The following is a 15,511-nucleotide window of genomic DNA, read 5'->3' on the forward strand; positions in this document are numbered from 1 at the left end:
CACCGGACCACAGCCAGTACCGGAGTGAGCGGCCCGCATTCGCCTGAGGCGGCAGGGGGCCCCCCCCCCCCCCCCCCCCCCCCCCCCCCCCCCCCGCGGGCCCCCCCCCCCCCCCCCCCCCCCCCCCACGACCGTCCCAGGGAGGTCCCATGAACCATCCCGAACACCCCACGGTCCACACGGCTGTTGAGGTCCATCACCCGCAGCCCCTCACCGTGCAGCCGACCCCCGCACCGCTCGTTGCGGCGCCGTCCGGTGCGGCCCCGGCGGTGCAGAGCGTGCTCCTGCCCGACGGCCACGTCGTCACCGGCTACACCCTCACGCCCGCCGCGACGCCCGCGCACGCCCCCGCGGTCCGGCCCGCGGTGAGCCGCACCGCGGTGAACATCGCCCTCGGAGGCATCGGCTTCGCCGCGTTCTGCGGCGGCCTGGCGCTGGCCGCCGCGTTCATCACGGCGCTCGCCGTGCTGGTCCAGCAGCTCATCATTCTGGCCGCGGTCATCTTCGGTGGCTACATCGCTGCCCTTGTGTTCGGGCCCGGCCACCGCGGCGGCGGCACGACGATCAACATCCGCAAGGCAGTCATCAAACGCAACCGCTTCTACGGCTGATCCCGGGAGCATCCGATGGCTTACCGCGGCAAGATGCCCACCGCCTTCCTGGTCAGCGGGCAGATCCAGCCGACGGAGTACCGACGCTGGGCCGATGCCCGCCGGCGCTTCGCCCACCGCGAGAAGGACCGCAAAAAGGTCGAACAGCTCAAGGAATCCATCCCCCAGCACGGGCTGAAAGAGCCGATCGTGCTCGGGGTCGATGACCGCTACTTCGACATCTACGTCGGCGACGGACACCACCGGGCCGTGGCCCTGATGGACCTGCGCATCCGCTCTTTCCCGTTCCGCTGGTACTGGATCAAAGCCTTCGGCGTCCACATGGAACACGCGCCCTTCCCCTTCCACCTGCTCCGTGATCCCGCGAAGGAGTAGCGCCATGACCTGCCGCTACTGCACCGGACACCACCCCATCCGCATCGACGCCTACCCGGCCGGCAACCCCCGCGCCTCCCTGGTCGCCGCGCACCGCGCGACCCAGGCCCGCGATGAGGGGCCCGGGCCGGTCCACGTCCACTACGACCAGACCACCGACACCTTCGCCGTCATCCGCACCGACACCCCCGAGCACGCCTGACCGCACACGAAGGAGATCAGCATGTCGTTCGGAGAAACCCCGATCACCGTCGTCGGCAACCTCACCGCCGACCCCGAGATTAAGTTCACCGAGGGTGGGGCAGCGCTCGCCAAGTTCACCATCGCGGCCACCCCGCGCGTCTTCGACCGCGAGTCCAACCAGTGGAAGGACGGCACGTCCACGTTCTTCCGCTGCGCCGCCTGGCGCCACCTCGCCGAACACATCGGCGACTCGCTGACCAAGGGCTCCCGCGTGGTCGCCTTCGGCCGCATCCGCCAGCACAACTGGCAGACCCCCGAGGGCGAGAATCGCTCGATGCTCGCGCTGGAAGTCGACGAGATCGGAGCCAGCCTGCGCTTCGTCAACGTCGCCATCGAGGGCAAGCGCGCCACCACGGATGCTTCCGGCGATGCGTGGGCCGCTGGCGGCCCGTCAGCTGACTCGAAGTTTAGCGAGAAGCCCCCGTTCTAACTGCGGCTCGGACAGCGTGTCGGTTGGCCGCGCATGCTTCGCGTGCTCACTCATTTTGGAGATATGCGGGCCTTGCGTCTGGCCAGCCGGCGGCCCTCGCAGTCTCTATGTCCTTCATCCAAACGCGGCGGTAGAAGTCCATTCCGAGGGGGCCTGCCGGATATTCCATAGAGCAGGTCCACAAGAACCAGGAAAAGCGTTTGTGGTCGGCAATTTCCGCTGCCACGGCATCCAGTAGATCGAGCAGTTCGAGCACTTCTTCATGCACTGAAAGATAGAAGTCACGTAAACTAACGTCTAGGTAGTAGGCGCTATTCGGTGCAGCTCTCTGGCCTCTCCATCGATACTGGAGATCCTCGCTGATATACCACTCAACAGGAGATCTCCCACCCTTCCGTCGGTTGCATGGACGGCAAGTCGGTGCCAGGTTGGATAGGTCATCCTTCCCACCGCCAGAGAAGGGAATCACGTGATCCATTTCCTGAGATGGGTCACCGCAGTATACGCAGCATCCGTTGTTAGCGGTCAGCACGCAGAGCTGCTCAAAGACCCGGAACCGCCGTCGCCGAATGGGCACGATTAGACACCACTCAGTGCGGTGCCAGCCACCGCGAGAGGATACCCGGAGAAGCCGTCAGGCGTCTGCGTAACAAGGGTGATACCAAGGGACTCAAGCAAAGCCCGTACATCCGCGGTGGGCTCATCCGGCAGCAACACGGCTAGCCGCAAACCAGTCGGTACTTTCAGATGGCGCTGGTAATCGAGCAACTGCCCGATGGCAGTGCGGACGTTATTCCGTGTGGCCAAGCCCTTGGCCTCGTAGAGCACGTTGTCCGTGGCGTCGTAGAGATCCGGGGTGAATGTGCCCGGCTCGCCCGGCACCGTGATCTGAAAGCTCTTACACACGTGACCCTGGGCTTCGAGGAACGCCTCAAAGGCAGTGCACAGCAGACCCTCGCGGCGGTGCACCGTGCGCGGTCCACCGGGGATGTTCGCGGTGGTCTGCGGCGTCGTGTGCTGCTCGGTCTCCTTGTCCTTCACGCCCGGCTGCGCCGGGATCTTCGGCGCCTTAGGCAACTCGATCTGCGAGAAGGTCTGCGCCGGCGCCTGGACGTCGCCCTTGTTCACGTCCAGTCCATCGTCGGTGGCCGGCCGCAGCCGGAAGACGAACACCCGACGCATCTGATCCTTGCTGTCGGGAGCCTGCCGCTCCACGTACGGTTCGGCATCATCGAGCCTGACCGGGCCGACGTAGCGCTGCAGCACCAACTTCTTGCCCTTGACACGGCCGTTGGAGACAAACAGATGGACGCTGCGCCCATTGGTGAGGGTGTCCATCAAGTACTTGTTGCCACGCACCATTTCCTGAGGCCCGGTGTGGCCGGCACCGGTGTAGAGGAACAGCGGGCCGGTCTCGTCGTCTTCGGTCCAACCGTCGAAGGTGTAGCCGTGCTTCGCACCGGCCGTCGGGTCAGAGAAGACGAACAGGGCCTCTGACTGTGGCGCTGGCACCATGCCACCGCTATACACCGAGCCTCCGTAGGCCGCCGCGATTTCCTCCCGCGTGGTGATCAGGCCCGGAACAAGGTCAAGAGTCGTCATGCCGCGAATCTAGCGGTCCCCACCGACAACTCCCGTCTCTCCCGCCCCATCACGGGCGCAGCGAGGGCGGCCCGCTCACGCCAATGAATCCGGGCCGCCCTCATCCACCAATCTGTGGAGGTCTTCAGCATGACTCAACTCACTGCCGTCCGGCGAGCCTTGGTGCACGCTGCCTTAGCCGCAGCAGAACGCGGTTGGCACGTCCACCCGCTCCGTCCGGGCGCCAAGGGCTCTGCCCTGCACGGCGAGCGCTCCTGTCCGCGCACCGGCGAGTGCGCCGACGGGCACCGCAAGTGGGAACAGCGCGCCACCACGGATCTCGCACGCATCCGCCGTGCCTGGTCGGCGGGCGCGTTCAACGTCGGCATCGCCACCGGCCCCTCTCGTCTTCTGGTCGTTGACCTGGACATCCCGAAAGGGAAGGACAGTGCGGACGCGCCTTGCGGCGCGACGAACTTCCAGGCGCTCTGCGAGCGCGCCGGTACCTCGTGGCCGGCCACCTACACGGTGCGGACCCCCAGCGGCGGCCTCCACCTGTACTTCCACACCCCACATCCCCTGCCGAACACGGCGGGCACCCTGGCCAAGCACATCGACACCCGCGGCCAGGGCGGCAACATCGTCGCCGCCGGAAGCCACACCCCCCAGGGCCTGTACGCGGTCGAAGTCGACGGTCCGGCCACCGGCCTCCCCGCCTGGCTCCACGCTCTACTCCGTGCCCCAGACGTCGTGCCCGGGACGGGGCGGCTCGCGCCGCTGCTTGTGCCCGGCACGGCCAGCCGCCGCGCGAGCGTGTCCCTGGACCGGGAGACCGCGCAGGTCGCGGGGACCGGTGAAGGGGGCCGCAATCAGCGGCTGTTGGAGGGCGCCCGCGCGCTGGGGCGCTTCGTCGCATGGGGCGAGATCCCCCGACACATGGTGGAGGAGGCTTTTCAGGCGGCCGGTGAGGCGGCCGGCCTATCTGCACCTGAGTGCGCGGCCACCATCCGCAGTGCCCTGGACTGGTCTATCCGCACCGCCCGACCGCGGGAGACGGCATGACCGCCCCGCCCCGCCCGAGCCTGAAAAGCCTGCCCGCCACGAGCCTGCCCGCCCCCGCCAACAGCTCCGGGCGCCCGGATGGTGCGTGCGGCCGAGAGAAGGTCGCCCGTCAGGGCGTCCTTTCAGCACTTCCACCTGAACAGCGCCCCAGTGCCCGACCGGCCGGTGATGAGCCTCTCGCCGTGGCCTGGCTCCAGATCCGCGCGCCCCGCGGCGCCACCCCCACCGCCACCTCCACGTGCCTGTGCGGCCGTGACCGGTCCGCGGTAGGCCACGTCAAAGTGCTCGCCCTCATCGACGACCACACCGCACACAGAGACGTCTGCCCGCTCCGCACCACTCAGGAAGGGAGGAACGCCGCATGACCACCACCCCCGAAGCCGCGCCGTCCATCGACGGCGCCGTGCTGCTCGATGAGGTCGAAGCGTTCCACCGCCGCTTCAACGCCTTCCCCACCGAAGCCGCCTATGTCGCCGTCGTGCTGTGGAACGCACACACGCACCTTTTGGACGCCTTCGAGTCCACGCCTCGACTGGCGTTCCTCTCGCCGGAGCCTGGATCGGGCAAGACCCGCGGCCTGGAGATCTGCGGAACGCTCGTCCCGCATCCGATGGTTGCCGTCAATGCCTCACCGGCTGCCCTCTTCCGAGCCGTCTCCGGCTTGGAATCGGGGCGACCCACGATTCTCTTCGATGAGATCGACACCGTCTTTGGGCCCAAGGCGAAGGACAACGAAGAACTGCGTGGCCTACTCAACGCCGGGCACCGCCGCACTGGAGTCTCCTACCGGTGTGTTGGCGACGGCGGACAGCAAACCGTCCAAGCCTTCCCGTCCTACGCGGCCGTTGCCGTGGCAGGGCTCGGCTGGCTCCCCGACACGATCCTGACCCGATCGGTCATCATCCGCATGCGCCGACGTGCCCCCAACGAACACGTCGAAGCCTTCCGTAGCCGCATCCACGAACCGGAAGGCCACGCGCTACGCGACCGCATCGCCGAATGGGCGGACACCGTACGCGGCGACTTGGCGGGCGCCTACCCCGAGATGCCCGAAGGGGTCTCCGACCGGCCTGCAGACGTGTGGGAGCCGCTGCTCGCCATCGCAGACGCCGCGGGCGGACGCTGGCCGGAGCGCGCCCGCGAGGCGTGCGCCGAGCTGGTCGCCGCGGCCACCGCCGGCGACAAGGCGTCCCTCGGTATTCGGCTGCTGACCGACCTGCGTGACGTCGTCTTCAACAGGGCCGACCGCATGCCCACCACCCAGATTCTGGCCGCGCTCAACGCCATGGACGAGGCGCCGTGGGCGGACATGGGGGGTAAGCCGCTCGACTCTCGGCAACTTGCTAAGCGGCTCGGGGAGTACGTCACCGCCGACAACGCTCCGATTAAGGCCCGCAACATCCGCACCGGGACCAGCGTGGCCAAGGGGTACTACGCCGCGGACCTTTACGACGCGTGGAAGCGCTACTGCCCCACGCCGAAGGAGTCCGCTACACCCGCCACAGACACCGAGTAGACACCACCTGATCTGCGGAAACGGCGTAGCGGTTGTTACCCATGTCAACCGCTACGCCACCGCTACAGACACCTCACGGCCGCTACGCCCCTGCTCATGTAGCGGCCGCATCCGCTACGCACCATGCTGCGGCTACTCCGAGAACAGCCCTTGACCTGCGGAGTAGCGGCCGTGGCGCATGTAGCGGACCTGGCGGGAAGGGGGCCACCGCTCCTGGCACCCCTCCGAGCAAAACACAAGAGAGGACCGCGGCATGAGCGCCCGCACGAGGGACGAGAAGCTGACTATCAAGGAAGTCCTTGCCGACCTCAAGGTCGCCCCGGCGACCTTCTACCGGTGGCGCCAGCTTGGCAGGGCGCCTCGCTCGATCAAGCTCCCGAACGGCGACATCCGGATTCGGCGCTCTGAGTACGAGCGTTGGCTCGCGGAGCGAGAGGACGCTGCGTGAGCACTGAGAACGACACCTTGGCCGGGCGCCCTCGTGGGTCGGCCCGGCCGGGTTACACCCTCGACGTCAAGTTGTGGAAGATCTCCAAGACTGGCCGTAAGTCCCGTCCATGGCGCGTCCGTTGGGTGGTGGCAGGCAGGGTCTGTGGCGATACCTTCGCCACGTTCCCACTCGCCGAAAGCCGACGGAACGAGCTGTGGCACGCCATGAATCGGCGTGGTGAAGCGTTCGAGATCGAATCAGGACTGCCTGAGTCCGAGGTTCGGCATGCGGAAGCCGAAGAAACTGCAAGGGCCAAGGCGAAGCAGGACCCCACCTGGTGGGAATTCTCGCGGGAGTTCATGAAGCGCCGTTGGCGGACAGCTGCGGCGAAAACACGAGAGGGATTTGCCGACAGCCTTGCGTGCGCGGCCTTAGGGATGATGGGGGAGGGGCCCGACGCTCCGGAACTCCGGGCGGTACGACGCGCCGTGCGGTGGGCGATCGTTCCGGCCCACGAGAACGAGCAGCCGCCGCCCGACCTGGAGGGGGCCTGCACGTGGCTCGCGGATAACTCCTTGCCGCTGTCGGCTCTGAAGACCTCCGACGCTGCGGAGGACGTCCATTACCGGCTTGCCTACAAGCTGGACGGCAAGTTGGCAGCCAAGGACACCTACAAGCGTCGGCGTCGCGGTTTCAATGCGGCAATGACTTACGCGATCCAGCGCGGGTATCTGGGCGAGAACCCGATCGCGGAATTGGAGCGATACGCCACTGCGGGCCGTGGGGCGGTTGACCCGCGAGTCCTCATGAACGCAGTGCAGGGGCGGGAGTTCCTCACAGCCGTTTCGTATGTGGGATCGGTGCACCGAAACCGGGGGAGACGCCTGGTCGCCTTCTTCGGCTGCATTCTGTATGCCGCGATGCGCCCGGCGGAGGTCGTAGGACTGCGACTTGAGGACTGCCACTTGCCCGAGACGGGGTGGGGCGTGCTCACCCTCCGGGAGACACGTCCGGTGTCGGGCAAGAAGTGGACCGACTCCGGGGAGCGGCACGACAGGCGTGGGCTGAAGATGCGGGACCCCACGGCCGATCGCCCGGTGCCCATTCCACCAGTCCTGGTGGCGATGCTCCGGGCTCACGTGAAGGAGTTCGGCACGGCGGCGGACGGTCGGCTGTTCCAGAACGAGCGGGGCGGTCTGGTGGGCACCTCTAGCTACTGGCGTGTCTGGCAGGAGGCTCGCCCGCTCGCCTTCCCGCCGCACAAGGTCGCATCGCCGCTCGCGCAGAAGCCGTACGACGGCCGAGCCACGTGCATCACGGACTGGCTCCGCTCCGGCCTCCCCGTGGCGGAGGTGGCTCGCCGCGCAGGCACGTCTCCAGAGGTCATCGATCGCCACTACGCCGGCTGTATCGACAACAGCGAGGAGGAGGACAACAAGAAGATCGAAAAGACGATGGGGTGGTGAAGGGAGGAGGGGTGCCGCGGCCCAGAGAGTGTGTCGGAGGTGTGTCGCGAATACCGAGAGACAATGAGAAAGAGCGGGAGTCAGTGAGACTGACTCCCGCTCTCTCATGTCGGCATCCGCCCAGCTCAGCGCTTGATTCAGGCTGGCTGTGTGGCGAGTGCCCCCGGCAGGATTCGAACCTGCGCACACGGCTCCGGAGGCCGTTGCTCTATCCCCTGAGCTACGGGGGCGTATCAGCGCTGCTTGTGCGGTGACGGGTAGAACCCTACCAGCTCTCCGGGGCTCGCCATGAACAGGTATTTCAGTGCTCGCGGGGTGACCCGGTGAGGGGGTCCCGGCGGTGGGGGCGGGGGGCGTGGCCGGGCGGGCCGCACGGGGCGGAAGTAGGGAAAACCGGGACGCGGTGGTGGGCGCGGACCTACTCTCGAGTTGTGCCAGGCGTGCCCGGCCGCGTGCTTGTTGTGGACGACAACAAGGTCATCCGGCAACTGATCAGGGTCAACCTCGAGCTGGAGGGCTACGAGGTCGTGACCGCGGCCGATGGTGTCGAATGCCTGGACGTCGTGCAGGAGGTCCAGCCCGATGTGGTCACCCTTGATGTCGTGATGCCCCGGCTCGACGGGCTGCGGACCGCGGCGCGGTTGCGTTCCGACGCGCGGACCCGGAATCTCCCCATCGTCGTCATCAGCGCCTGCACGCAGTACGAGGTCGAGAGCGGCCTGGAGGTCGGTGTCGACGCCTTTCTGGCCAAGCCCTTCGAGCCGAACGAACTGGTCGGCATCGTCCGCCAGTTGATGGAGGTCGAGGGAGAGGGTCAGGGGGAGGGCGAGCCCGAGGGGGTTGCGGTCGGGCGGGAGCTTGGGCGCGGTGCCTCGGGGAGCGAGTGTCGGACCAGCGGCGGCGGGTGCGGAGGCGGCGGCGCCGGTGAGGCCGAGCGCGCCGCGCAGCACGGTGGGTGAGTCGGCCCCGTAGTCCCATAGCCCCGTGGCTCAGAGAGTCTGCGGCTCAGCCGCTCCGCCGACCGAGGTGGGCTACCCGTCCGTAAGGACGGGGCTACCCCGTCCACATCCCGGACCATCCGCCAAACCGACTCGCATACCCACCCCCCTCCTCCCATACGCTGGACCTGTGACCCCTGTCGAGCTCTCCCGCACCGTGCTGCGCGCCATGCGCCATGCCGTTGATGCCGGGGAGCTCAGCGTGGCCGTGCCCGTGGAGGCGGGGAGTGTGCGGGTCGAGCGGCCGCGGCCCGGAGGGTGCGGGGACTTCGCCACCAACGTCGCCCTCCAGATCGCCGGTGCCGCCGGGCGTTCGCCGCGGTACGTGGCCGAGGTGCTGTCCCCGCGGCTCGCCGCCGAGCCCGGTATCGCCGGTGTCGACATCACCGGGCCCGGGTTCCTCAACATCACCCTCGCGGGCGCACGCGCCGACGCCGTCGTGCGCGAGATCCGCGAGCGCGGGGGCTGCTACGGCCACGTCCACCCCGACACCGGCGGCGTCGCCCAGATCCACGTGCCCCGTGAGATCCGGGCCGCGGTCCTCGCCGACAGCGCCCGCCGTATCCTGCGCTCGCAGGGCGTCCTCGTCCGGGTGACCTGCGATGGCGCCTCCGACGGCGCCTCCGATGACGCCTACGACGCCGCCTCCGACCCGGCCTGGGCGGACGCCCTCGACGCGCTCGGCGTACGCATCGACGCGTACGGACGGCCGCCCGAGCCGCTCCCCACCCTCCGACCCGTTCCGGCCGCCGCCACAAGCCCCACAAGCCCCACAAGCTCCGCCACCCTCCGCCTCGGCCGCGACGCCACCCGCTGGGCGCTGCTCCACCCCGCCCCGCACGACCACGCCCGCATCACCCCGGAGCAGGGCGGCGACGAGCACCTCGTACAGCGGGAGAGCAACCCCCTCTTCCGCGTCCGGTACGCCTACGCCCGCTCCCGCGCCCTCACGCGCAACGCCGCCGAGCTCGGCTTCGACGCCCGGCCGGGCGACACCACGGACCCCGCAGGCCTCACAGGCCCCACAAGTCCCGCAGGTCCCGCAGGCCAGACAGGCCCCGTCGCCCTCCTCGACGCCCTCGGCGACTACCCCGCCACCCTCGCCTCCGCAGGGCGCCACCGCGCCCCGGACCGCCTCGCCCGGCAGCTCGTCGTCATCGCCGACGCCTTCCTGGCCTTCCAGAGCGACCCGCAGGGAGCCGTCCTGCCGCTCGGTGACGAGAAACCCTCGGCCGCCCACCGTGCCCGGCTCGCCCTCGCCGAAGCCGCCGGGACGGTGCTCGCCGGTGGCCTGTCCCTGCTCGGCATCAGCGCACCCGAATTCCTGTGACATCCGTGAGCGAGATGCAGCACTTGCCGCACCGCGTGCAGTACGTGTTCTCAAGAGAGCACGCCACGCACGCAACGCACCCCACGGCCGTCACACCCCCAAGAGACGAGACACCGCACCCATGAGCCGTTCCGCACACCCCGCAGGACCCCGCCACGCCGACGTGCTTCCCGAGGGGCACTACAGCGCGCCGCCCGCCGATCTCAACGCCCTGGACCCCAAGGTCTGGTCCCGCACCGTCACCCGTGGTGCCGGAGGCGTGGTCAGTACGGGTGGGATCGAAGTGACACGGCTCGCCGAGGAGTTCGGTACCCCGGCCTACTTCATCGACGAGGCCGACTTCCGCGCCCGGTGCCAGGCCTGGCGGGACGCCTTCGGCAGCGATGCCGACGTCTTCTACGCGGGCAAGGCGTTCCTGTCCCGTGCCGTCGTGCGGTGGCTGAACGAGGAGGGGCTGAATCTCGACGTGTGCAGCGGTGGCGAGCTCGCCACCGCCCTCGACGCCGGTATGCCCGCCGACCGCATCGCCTTCCACGGCAACAACAAGACCCCCGAGGAGATCACGCGCGCCGTCGAGGCGGGCGTCGGACGCATCGTGCTCGACTCCTTCCAGGAGATCGTGCGCGTCGCGCACATCGCGGAGGGGCTCGGCAAGCGCCAGCGCGTGCAGATCCGCGTGACCGTGGGCGTCGAGGCGCACACCCACGAGTTCATCGCCACCGCGCACGAGGACCAGAAGTTCGGGATCGCGCTGGCCGGGGGACAGGCCGCCGAGGCCGTTCGGCGCGCCCTCAAGCTGGACGGCCTGGAGCTCATCGGGATCCACTCCCACATCGGGTCGCAGATCTTCGACATGGCCGGGTTCGAGGTCTCCGCCCGCCGCGTCGTGCAGCTGCTCGCCGAGGTGCGGGACGAGCACGGCGTCGAGCTGCCCGAGATCGACCTCGGCGGCGGGCTCGGCATCGCGTACACGTCGGACGACGACCCCCGCGAGCCGCACGAGATCGCCGCGGCGCTGAACGAGATCGTCACGCGCGAGTGCGCGGCGGCGAAGCTGCGTACGCCTCGGATCTCCGTGGAGCCCGGCCGCGCCATCGTCGGGCCGACCGCCTTCACGCTCTACGAGGTCGGCACGGTCAAGCCGCTCGAAGGGCTGCGTACGTACGTGTCGGTGGACGGCGGCATGTCCGACAACATCCGCACCGCGCTGTACGACGCCGAGTACACCGTCGCCCTCGTCTCCCGCTCCTCCGACGCCGACCCCGTCCTTGTGCGCGTGGTGGGCAAGCACTGCGAGAGTGGTGACATCGTCGTACGAGATGCTTTCCTCCCGGCCGACCTGGCGCCCGGTGACCTGATCGCCGTGCCCGCGACCGGTGCGTACTGCCGCTCGATGGCGAGCAACTACAACCACGCTCTCCGCCCGCCCGTCGTCGCCGTGCGCGACGGCGGGGCACGGGTGATCGTCCGGCGTGAGACGGAGGAAGATCTCCTGCGTCTCGACGTCGGATGACGCAAAACATGAAATAGATGTCTCAGGATCCGGACGATGGACAGAAAGTCCGTTCCGGTGGGTGAGACTGGTCCCACCGTAGATGTATGAGAAGTGAGGTCGGATGATGCGTACGCGTCCGCTGAAGGTGGCGCTGCTGGGCTGTGGGGTCGTCGGCTCAGAGGTGGCGCGCATCATGACGACGCACGCCGACGACCTCACAGCCAGGATCGGCGCCCCGGTGGAGCTCGCCGGGGTCGCCGTCCGCCGCCCCTCCAAGGTGCGCGAGGGAATCGATCCTTCGCTCATCACCACGGATGCGACCGCCCTGGTCAAGCGGGGGGACATCGACGTCATCGTCGAGGTGATCGGCGGCATCGAGCCCGCCCGCACCCTCATCACCACCGCCTTCGAGCACGGCGCATCCGTGGTCTCCGCGAACAAGGCGCTCATCGCCCAGGACGGCGCCGCGCTGCACGCCGCCGCCGTCGAGCACGGCCGCGACCTGTACTACGAGGCCGCCGTCGCCGGGGCGATCCCGCTGATCAGGCCGCTGCGCGAGTCGCTCGCGGGCGACAAGGTCAACCGCGTCCTCGGGATCGTGAACGGGACCACGAACTTCATCCTCGATGCGATGGACACGACGGGTGCGGGTTATCAGGAGGCTCTCGACGAGGCCACCGCGCTCGGGTACGCGGAAGCGGACCCGACCGCCGACGTCGAAGGCTTCGACGCCGCAGCCAAGGCCGCCATCCTCGCCGGGATCGCGTTCCACACGCGCGTGCGCCTCGACGACGTGTACCGCGAGGGCATGACCGAGGTGACCGCCGCCGACTTCGCTTCCGCGAAACGGATGGGCTGCACCATCAAGCTGCTCGCCATCTGCGAGCGGGCCGCCGACGGCGGGTCCGTCACCGCGCGCGTGCACCCCGCGATGATTCCGCTCAGCCACCCGCTGGCATCGGTGCGGGGCGCCTACAACGCCGTCTTCGTCGAGGCGGAGGCCGCGGGACAGCTCATGTTCTACGGGCCCGGCGCCGGTGGCTCGCCCACCGCGTCCGCCGTCCTCGGCGACCTCGTCGCCGTCTGCCGCAACAAGCTCGCCGAGGCCACCGGGCCCGGCGACTCCGCGTACACCCAGCTGCCCGTGAGCTCCATGGGCGAGGTCGTCACGCGCTACCACATCAGCCTCGACGTTGCCGACAAGCCGGGCGTGCTCGCCCAGGTCGCGACGGTCTTCGCCGAGCACGGCGTATCGATCGATACGGTCCGTCAGACGGGCAAGGACGGCGAGGCCTCCCTCGTCGTCGTCACCCACCGCGCGCCCGACGCCGCCCTCACCGGCACCGTCGAGGCGCTGCGCAATCTAGACACCGTGCGTGGTGTCGCCAGCATCATGCGGGTTGAAGGGGAGTAAGCAGCAATGACCCACCAGTGGCGCGGAATCATCGAGGAGTACCGGGACCGTCTTCCCGTCTCCGACACCACGCCGGTCGTGACGCTCCGCGAGGGCGGCACACCGCTCGTCCCCGCGCAGGTGCTCTCCGAGCGCACGGGCTGCGAGGTCCACCTCAAGGTCGAGGGCGCCAACCCCACGGGTTCCTTCAAGGACCGCGGCATGACCATGGCGATCACCAAGGCCAAGGAGGAGGGCGCGAAGGCCGTCATCTGCGCCTCCACCGGCAACACGTCGGCGTCCGCGGCCGCCTATGCCGTACGGGCCGGAATGGTCTGTGCGGTCCTCGTGCCGCAGGGCAAGATCGCGCTCGGCAAGATGGGCCAGGCGCTCGTCTACGGCTCGAAGATCCTCCAGGTCGACGGCAACTTCGACGACTGCTTGAACCTGGCTCGAGCCCTGTCGGAGAACTACCCGGTGGCGCTCGTCAATTCGGTCAACCCGTTCCGCATCGAGGGCCAGAAGACCGCGTCGTTCGAGATCGTCGACGCGCTCGGTGACGCCCCGGACATCCACGTCCTTCCCGTCGGCAACGCAGGCAACATCACCGCCTACTGGAAGGGCTACAAGGAGTACGCGGCCGACTCGGTGTCGACCCGTACCCCCCGGATGTGGGGCTTCCAGGCTTCCGGGTCGGCGCCCATCGTACGCGGCGAGATCGTCAAGGACCCGTCCACGATCGCCACCGCGATTCGCATCGGCAACCCCGCGTCGTGGCAGCACGCGCTCAACGCGCGCGACGAGTCCGACGGCTTCATCGACGAGGTGACGGACCGTGAGATCCTGCGCGCCTACAAGCTGTTGGCGTCCCAGGAGGGTGTCTTCGTGGAGCCCGCGTCGGCCGCCTCGGTCGCCGGTCTGCTGAAGGCCGTCGAGCAGGGCAAGGTCGACAAGGGGCAGAAGATCGTCTGCACCGTGACCGGCAACGGCCTCAAGGACCCGGACTGGGCCGTCGCGGGCGCTCCGCAGCCGGTCACCGTCCCGGTCGACGCGGCCGCCGCGGCCGAGCGCCTCGGCCTGGCGTAGCCGCCGGGAACCGCGGCACCGCGGACGGAACCCGCAACTCCGTACAGGGGGTGGCACAGGGGGCTTACGACACGCATCGTGCGCCTCCTGTGCGCCCTATGTCGCCACAGAACCTTCCTTCGATAGGCTGTACCGAACCCGCCCGCCGCATATGCCGCGGTGCCGCCGTAGTTCGTGGCCTTCGGGTGTTCCGTACATGTGGCACGTACTGAAATACGCAGCCTCAAAAACACGCAGCTCAAGGAGAGTCATCGAGCGATGGCCGGTCCCGCGTTCCGCGCCGCCGCCGTCCGGGTGCGCACCCCCGCCACCAGCGCCAACCTCGGTCCGGGCTTCGATGCCCTGGGCCTGTCGCTGGGTCTTTACGACGACGTGGTCGTCCGGGTGGCCGACTCCGGTCTGAACATCGACATCGCAGGCGAGGGCAGTGAATCCCTCCCGCGCGACGAGTCGCATCTGCTTGTACGTTCCCTGCGCACCGCCTTCGACCTGCTCGGCGGACAGCCGCGCGGGCTCGAGATCGTCTGCGCCAACCGCATTCCGCACGGCCGTGGCCTCGGCTCGTCGTCCGCCGCCATCTGCGCGGGCATCGTCGCCGCGCGCGCCGTGACGATAGGCGGCGAGGCCAGGCTCGACGACGCGGCGCTGCTGGAACTGGCCACCGAGATCGAGGGCCACCCCGACAACGTCGCCGCATGTCTGCTCGGCGGTTTCACGCTTTCCTGGATGGACGGGGGCACGGCGCGCGCGATCAGGATGGAGCCCGTCGGTTCCATCGTTCCGGTGGTTTTCGTACCCGGAAAACCCGTCCTCACCGAGACGGCTCGCGGCCTGCTGCCGCGCACCGTCCCGCATGTCGACGCGGCCGCCAACGCGGGCCGTGCGGCGCTGCTCGTCGAGGCCCTGACCAGGCGCCCGGAGCTGCTGCTGCCCGCCACCGAGGACCGGCTGCACCAGGAGTACCGCGCCCCGGCCATGCCGGAGAGCGTCGCCCTGGTGGAGCGGCTGCGCGCCGACGGCGTGCCCGCGGTGATCTCCGGCGCGGGGCCCACGGTCCTCGCGCTGGCCGAAGACAGTGCGGCCGACAAGGTCGCACGCCTGGCGGGAGAGGGCTGGGCGGCCAACCGCCTGGAGCTCGACGCCTCGGGAGCGAGCGTGCTGCCGCTTGCGCCCTGACGCAGTGGACGAAGGGATTTCGGGGTGTCCCGATCCTGAGAGGGGGAATGTTTGTTGGATCCGGTAGTGTTAATCTCAAGTCTGCACCCGACCTCACCATGGCGAGGTGCTTTGTGTCCCCGTCCGGGACAACCATTCTTCCGGGAGCCCCCCAAACTGCTTAGTGCCCTGCACTGAGTGGTCCTGAGCACGCTCCGGAACCGGCGTGACCGAGCCGGGTGACACCGCACCTCAGTGGCACCGCACCGGGAATCGCCATCACCAATGAATTCTTCCGCCGCGTTGGCGGACCACCGCCCCGGCACGGTCCACAGAATGC

16 protein-coding genes and 1 tRNA gene are annotated in these 15,511 nt (G+C 68.8%); 14 read left to right on the top strand and 3 right to left on the bottom strand.

Features of this window, described 5'->3' with window-relative positions:
* Positions 1–149 precede the first annotated feature (149 nt).
* The 4 genes from AC068B_RS37725 to ssb are packed head-to-tail and all read left to right on the top strand — an operon-like array spanning position 150 to position 1,659.
* The gene (locus AC068B_RS37725) at positions 150–611 is read left to right on the top strand and encodes a hypothetical protein (protein ID WP_478675992.1); all 462 of its coding nucleotides are present in this window, start codon (positions 150–152) and stop codon (positions 609–611) included.
* A gap of 15 nt (positions 612–626) precedes the next feature.
* Positions 627–986, top strand: coding sequence for a ParB/RepB/Spo0J family partition protein (locus AC068B_RS37730; protein WP_478675993.1), 360 nt, complete (start codon positions 627–629; stop codon positions 984–986).
* 4 nt (positions 987–990) lie between these two features.
* Positions 991–1,188, top strand: a complete 198-nt coding sequence (locus tag AC068B_RS37735) for a hypothetical protein (protein WP_478675994.1) — start codon at positions 991–993, stop codon at positions 1,186–1,188.
* Between the two features lie 21 nt (positions 1,189–1,209).
* Positions 1,210–1,659 (top strand): single-stranded DNA-binding protein, encoded by a 450-nt coding sequence (gene ssb, locus AC068B_RS37740; RefSeq protein WP_478675995.1) that lies wholly within the window; start codon positions 1,210–1,212, stop codon positions 1,657–1,659.
* A 46-nt stretch (positions 1,660–1,705) separates the two neighbouring features.
* Here the strand turns inward: ssb and AC068B_RS37745 are convergent, their stop codons facing one another.
* Together AC068B_RS37745 and AC068B_RS37750 are read right to left on the bottom strand one after the other, a co-directional pair.
* A complete protein-coding gene (locus AC068B_RS37745) occupies positions 1,706–2,236 on the bottom strand; it encodes an HNH endonuclease (protein WP_478675996.1) in 531 nt (176 codons plus the stop codon).
* A gap of 2 nt (positions 2,237–2,238) precedes the next feature.
* The gene (locus AC068B_RS37750; protein ID WP_478675997.1) at positions 2,239–3,261 is read right to left on the bottom strand and encodes an SRA domain-containing endonuclease; all 1,023 of its coding nucleotides are present in this window, start codon (positions 3,259–3,261) and stop codon (positions 2,239–2,241) included.
* Between the two features lie 129 nt (positions 3,262–3,390).
* Between AC068B_RS37750 and AC068B_RS37755 the strand changes: the two genes are divergently transcribed.
* The 4 genes from AC068B_RS37755 to AC068B_RS37770 all read left to right on the top strand — a co-directional run bounded on the left by AC068B_RS37755 (position 3,391) and on the right by AC068B_RS37770 (position 7,714).
* The gene (locus tag AC068B_RS37755; protein ID WP_478675998.1) at positions 3,391–4,302 is read left to right on the top strand and encodes a bifunctional DNA primase/polymerase; all 912 of its coding nucleotides are present in this window, start codon (positions 3,391–3,393) and stop codon (positions 4,300–4,302) included.
* Between the two features lie 361 nt (positions 4,303–4,663).
* Positions 4,664–5,818: a DUF3631 domain-containing protein gene (locus AC068B_RS37760; RefSeq protein ID WP_478675999.1), complete on the top strand. Its 1,155-nt coding sequence runs from the start codon at positions 4,664–4,666 to the stop codon at positions 5,816–5,818.
* Between the two features lie 253 nt (positions 5,819–6,071).
* Positions 6,072–6,266 (top strand): helix-turn-helix transcriptional regulator, encoded by a 195-nt coding sequence (locus AC068B_RS37765; RefSeq protein WP_478676000.1) that lies wholly within the window; start codon positions 6,072–6,074, stop codon positions 6,264–6,266.
* Positions 6,263–7,714 (top strand): tyrosine-type recombinase/integrase, encoded by a 1,452-nt coding sequence (locus AC068B_RS37770; protein WP_478676001.1) that lies wholly within the window; start codon positions 6,263–6,265, stop codon positions 7,712–7,714. Before AC068B_RS37765 ends, AC068B_RS37770 begins: the two co-directional genes overlap by 4 nt.
* 158 nt (positions 7,715–7,872) lie before the next feature.
* On the opposite strand, the gene AC068B_RS37775 is transcribed toward AC068B_RS37770, so the two are convergent.
* Positions 7,873–7,944: transfer RNA gene (locus tag AC068B_RS37775), tRNA-Arg, on the bottom strand.
* 201 nt (positions 7,945–8,145) lie between these two features.
* Between AC068B_RS37775 and AC068B_RS37780 the strand changes: the two genes are divergently transcribed.
* From AC068B_RS37780 to thrB, 6 genes are all read left to right on the top strand, one after another.
* Positions 8,146–8,673 carry a response regulator gene (locus tag AC068B_RS37780; RefSeq protein ID WP_478676002.1) on the top strand — a complete coding sequence of 176 codons (528 nt, stop codon included), beginning with the start codon at positions 8,146–8,148 and terminating at the stop codon, positions 8,671–8,673.
* 169 nt (positions 8,674–8,842) lie between these two features.
* Positions 8,843–10,042 (top strand): ArgS-related anticodon-binding protein NrtL, encoded by a 1,200-nt coding sequence (nrtL, locus tag AC068B_RS37785; protein ID WP_478676003.1) that lies wholly within the window; start codon positions 8,843–8,845, stop codon positions 10,040–10,042.
* A gap of 121 nt (positions 10,043–10,163) precedes the next feature.
* The gene (lysA, locus tag AC068B_RS37790; protein WP_478676004.1) at positions 10,164–11,555 is read left to right on the top strand and encodes a diaminopimelate decarboxylase; all 1,392 of its coding nucleotides are present in this window, start codon (positions 10,164–10,166) and stop codon (positions 11,553–11,555) included.
* A 103-nt stretch (positions 11,556–11,658) separates the two neighbouring features.
* The gene (locus AC068B_RS37795; protein ID WP_356256460.1) at positions 11,659–12,951 is read left to right on the top strand and encodes a homoserine dehydrogenase; all 1,293 of its coding nucleotides are present in this window, start codon (positions 11,659–11,661) and stop codon (positions 12,949–12,951) included.
* Positions 12,952–12,957: 6 nt separating this feature from the next.
* Positions 12,958–14,016 carry a threonine synthase gene (gene thrC / locus AC068B_RS37800; protein ID WP_356256463.1) on the top strand — a complete coding sequence of 353 codons (1,059 nt, stop codon included), beginning with the start codon at positions 12,958–12,960 and terminating at the stop codon, positions 14,014–14,016.
* A gap of 258 nt (positions 14,017–14,274) precedes the next feature.
* A complete protein-coding gene (gene thrB / locus AC068B_RS37805; protein WP_478676005.1) occupies positions 14,275–15,192 on the top strand; it encodes a homoserine kinase in 918 nt (305 codons plus the stop codon).
* The last annotated feature ends 319 nt before the right edge of the window (positions 15,193–15,511 follow it).

Source organism: Streptomyces sp. NPDC042371 (assembly GCF_056437465.1).

Coding starts and splice junctions, on each gene's coding strand:
- AC068B_RS37725 (WP_478675992.1), top strand. CDS start 150: ATGAACCATCCCGAACACCCCACGGTCCACACGGCTGTTGAGGTCCAT.
- AC068B_RS37730 (WP_478675993.1), top strand. CDS start 627: ATGGCTTACCGCGGCAAGATGCCCACCGCCTTCCTGGTCAGCGGGCAG.
- AC068B_RS37735 (WP_478675994.1), top strand. CDS start 991: ATGACCTGCCGCTACTGCACCGGACACCACCCCATCCGCATCGACGCC.
- ssb (WP_478675995.1), top strand. CDS start 1,210: ATGTCGTTCGGAGAAACCCCGATCACCGTCGTCGGCAACCTCACCGCC.
- AC068B_RS37750 (WP_478675997.1), bottom strand. CDS start 3,261: ATGACGACTCTTGACCTTGTTCCGGGCCTGATCACCACGCGGGAGGAA.
- AC068B_RS37755 (WP_478675998.1), top strand. CDS start 3,391: ATGACTCAACTCACTGCCGTCCGGCGAGCCTTGGTGCACGCTGCCTTA.
- AC068B_RS37760 (WP_478675999.1), top strand. CDS start 4,664: ATGACCACCACCCCCGAAGCCGCGCCGTCCATCGACGGCGCCGTGCTG.
- AC068B_RS37765 (WP_478676000.1), top strand. CDS start 6,072: ATGAGCGCCCGCACGAGGGACGAGAAGCTGACTATCAAGGAAGTCCTT.
- lysA (WP_478676004.1), top strand. CDS start 10,164: ATGAGCCGTTCCGCACACCCCGCAGGACCCCGCCACGCCGACGTGCTT.
- AC068B_RS37795 (WP_356256460.1), top strand. CDS start 11,659: ATGATGCGTACGCGTCCGCTGAAGGTGGCGCTGCTGGGCTGTGGGGTC.
- thrC (WP_356256463.1), top strand. CDS start 12,958: ATGACCCACCAGTGGCGCGGAATCATCGAGGAGTACCGGGACCGTCTT.
- thrB (WP_478676005.1), top strand. CDS start 14,275: ATGGCCGGTCCCGCGTTCCGCGCCGCCGCCGTCCGGGTGCGCACCCCC.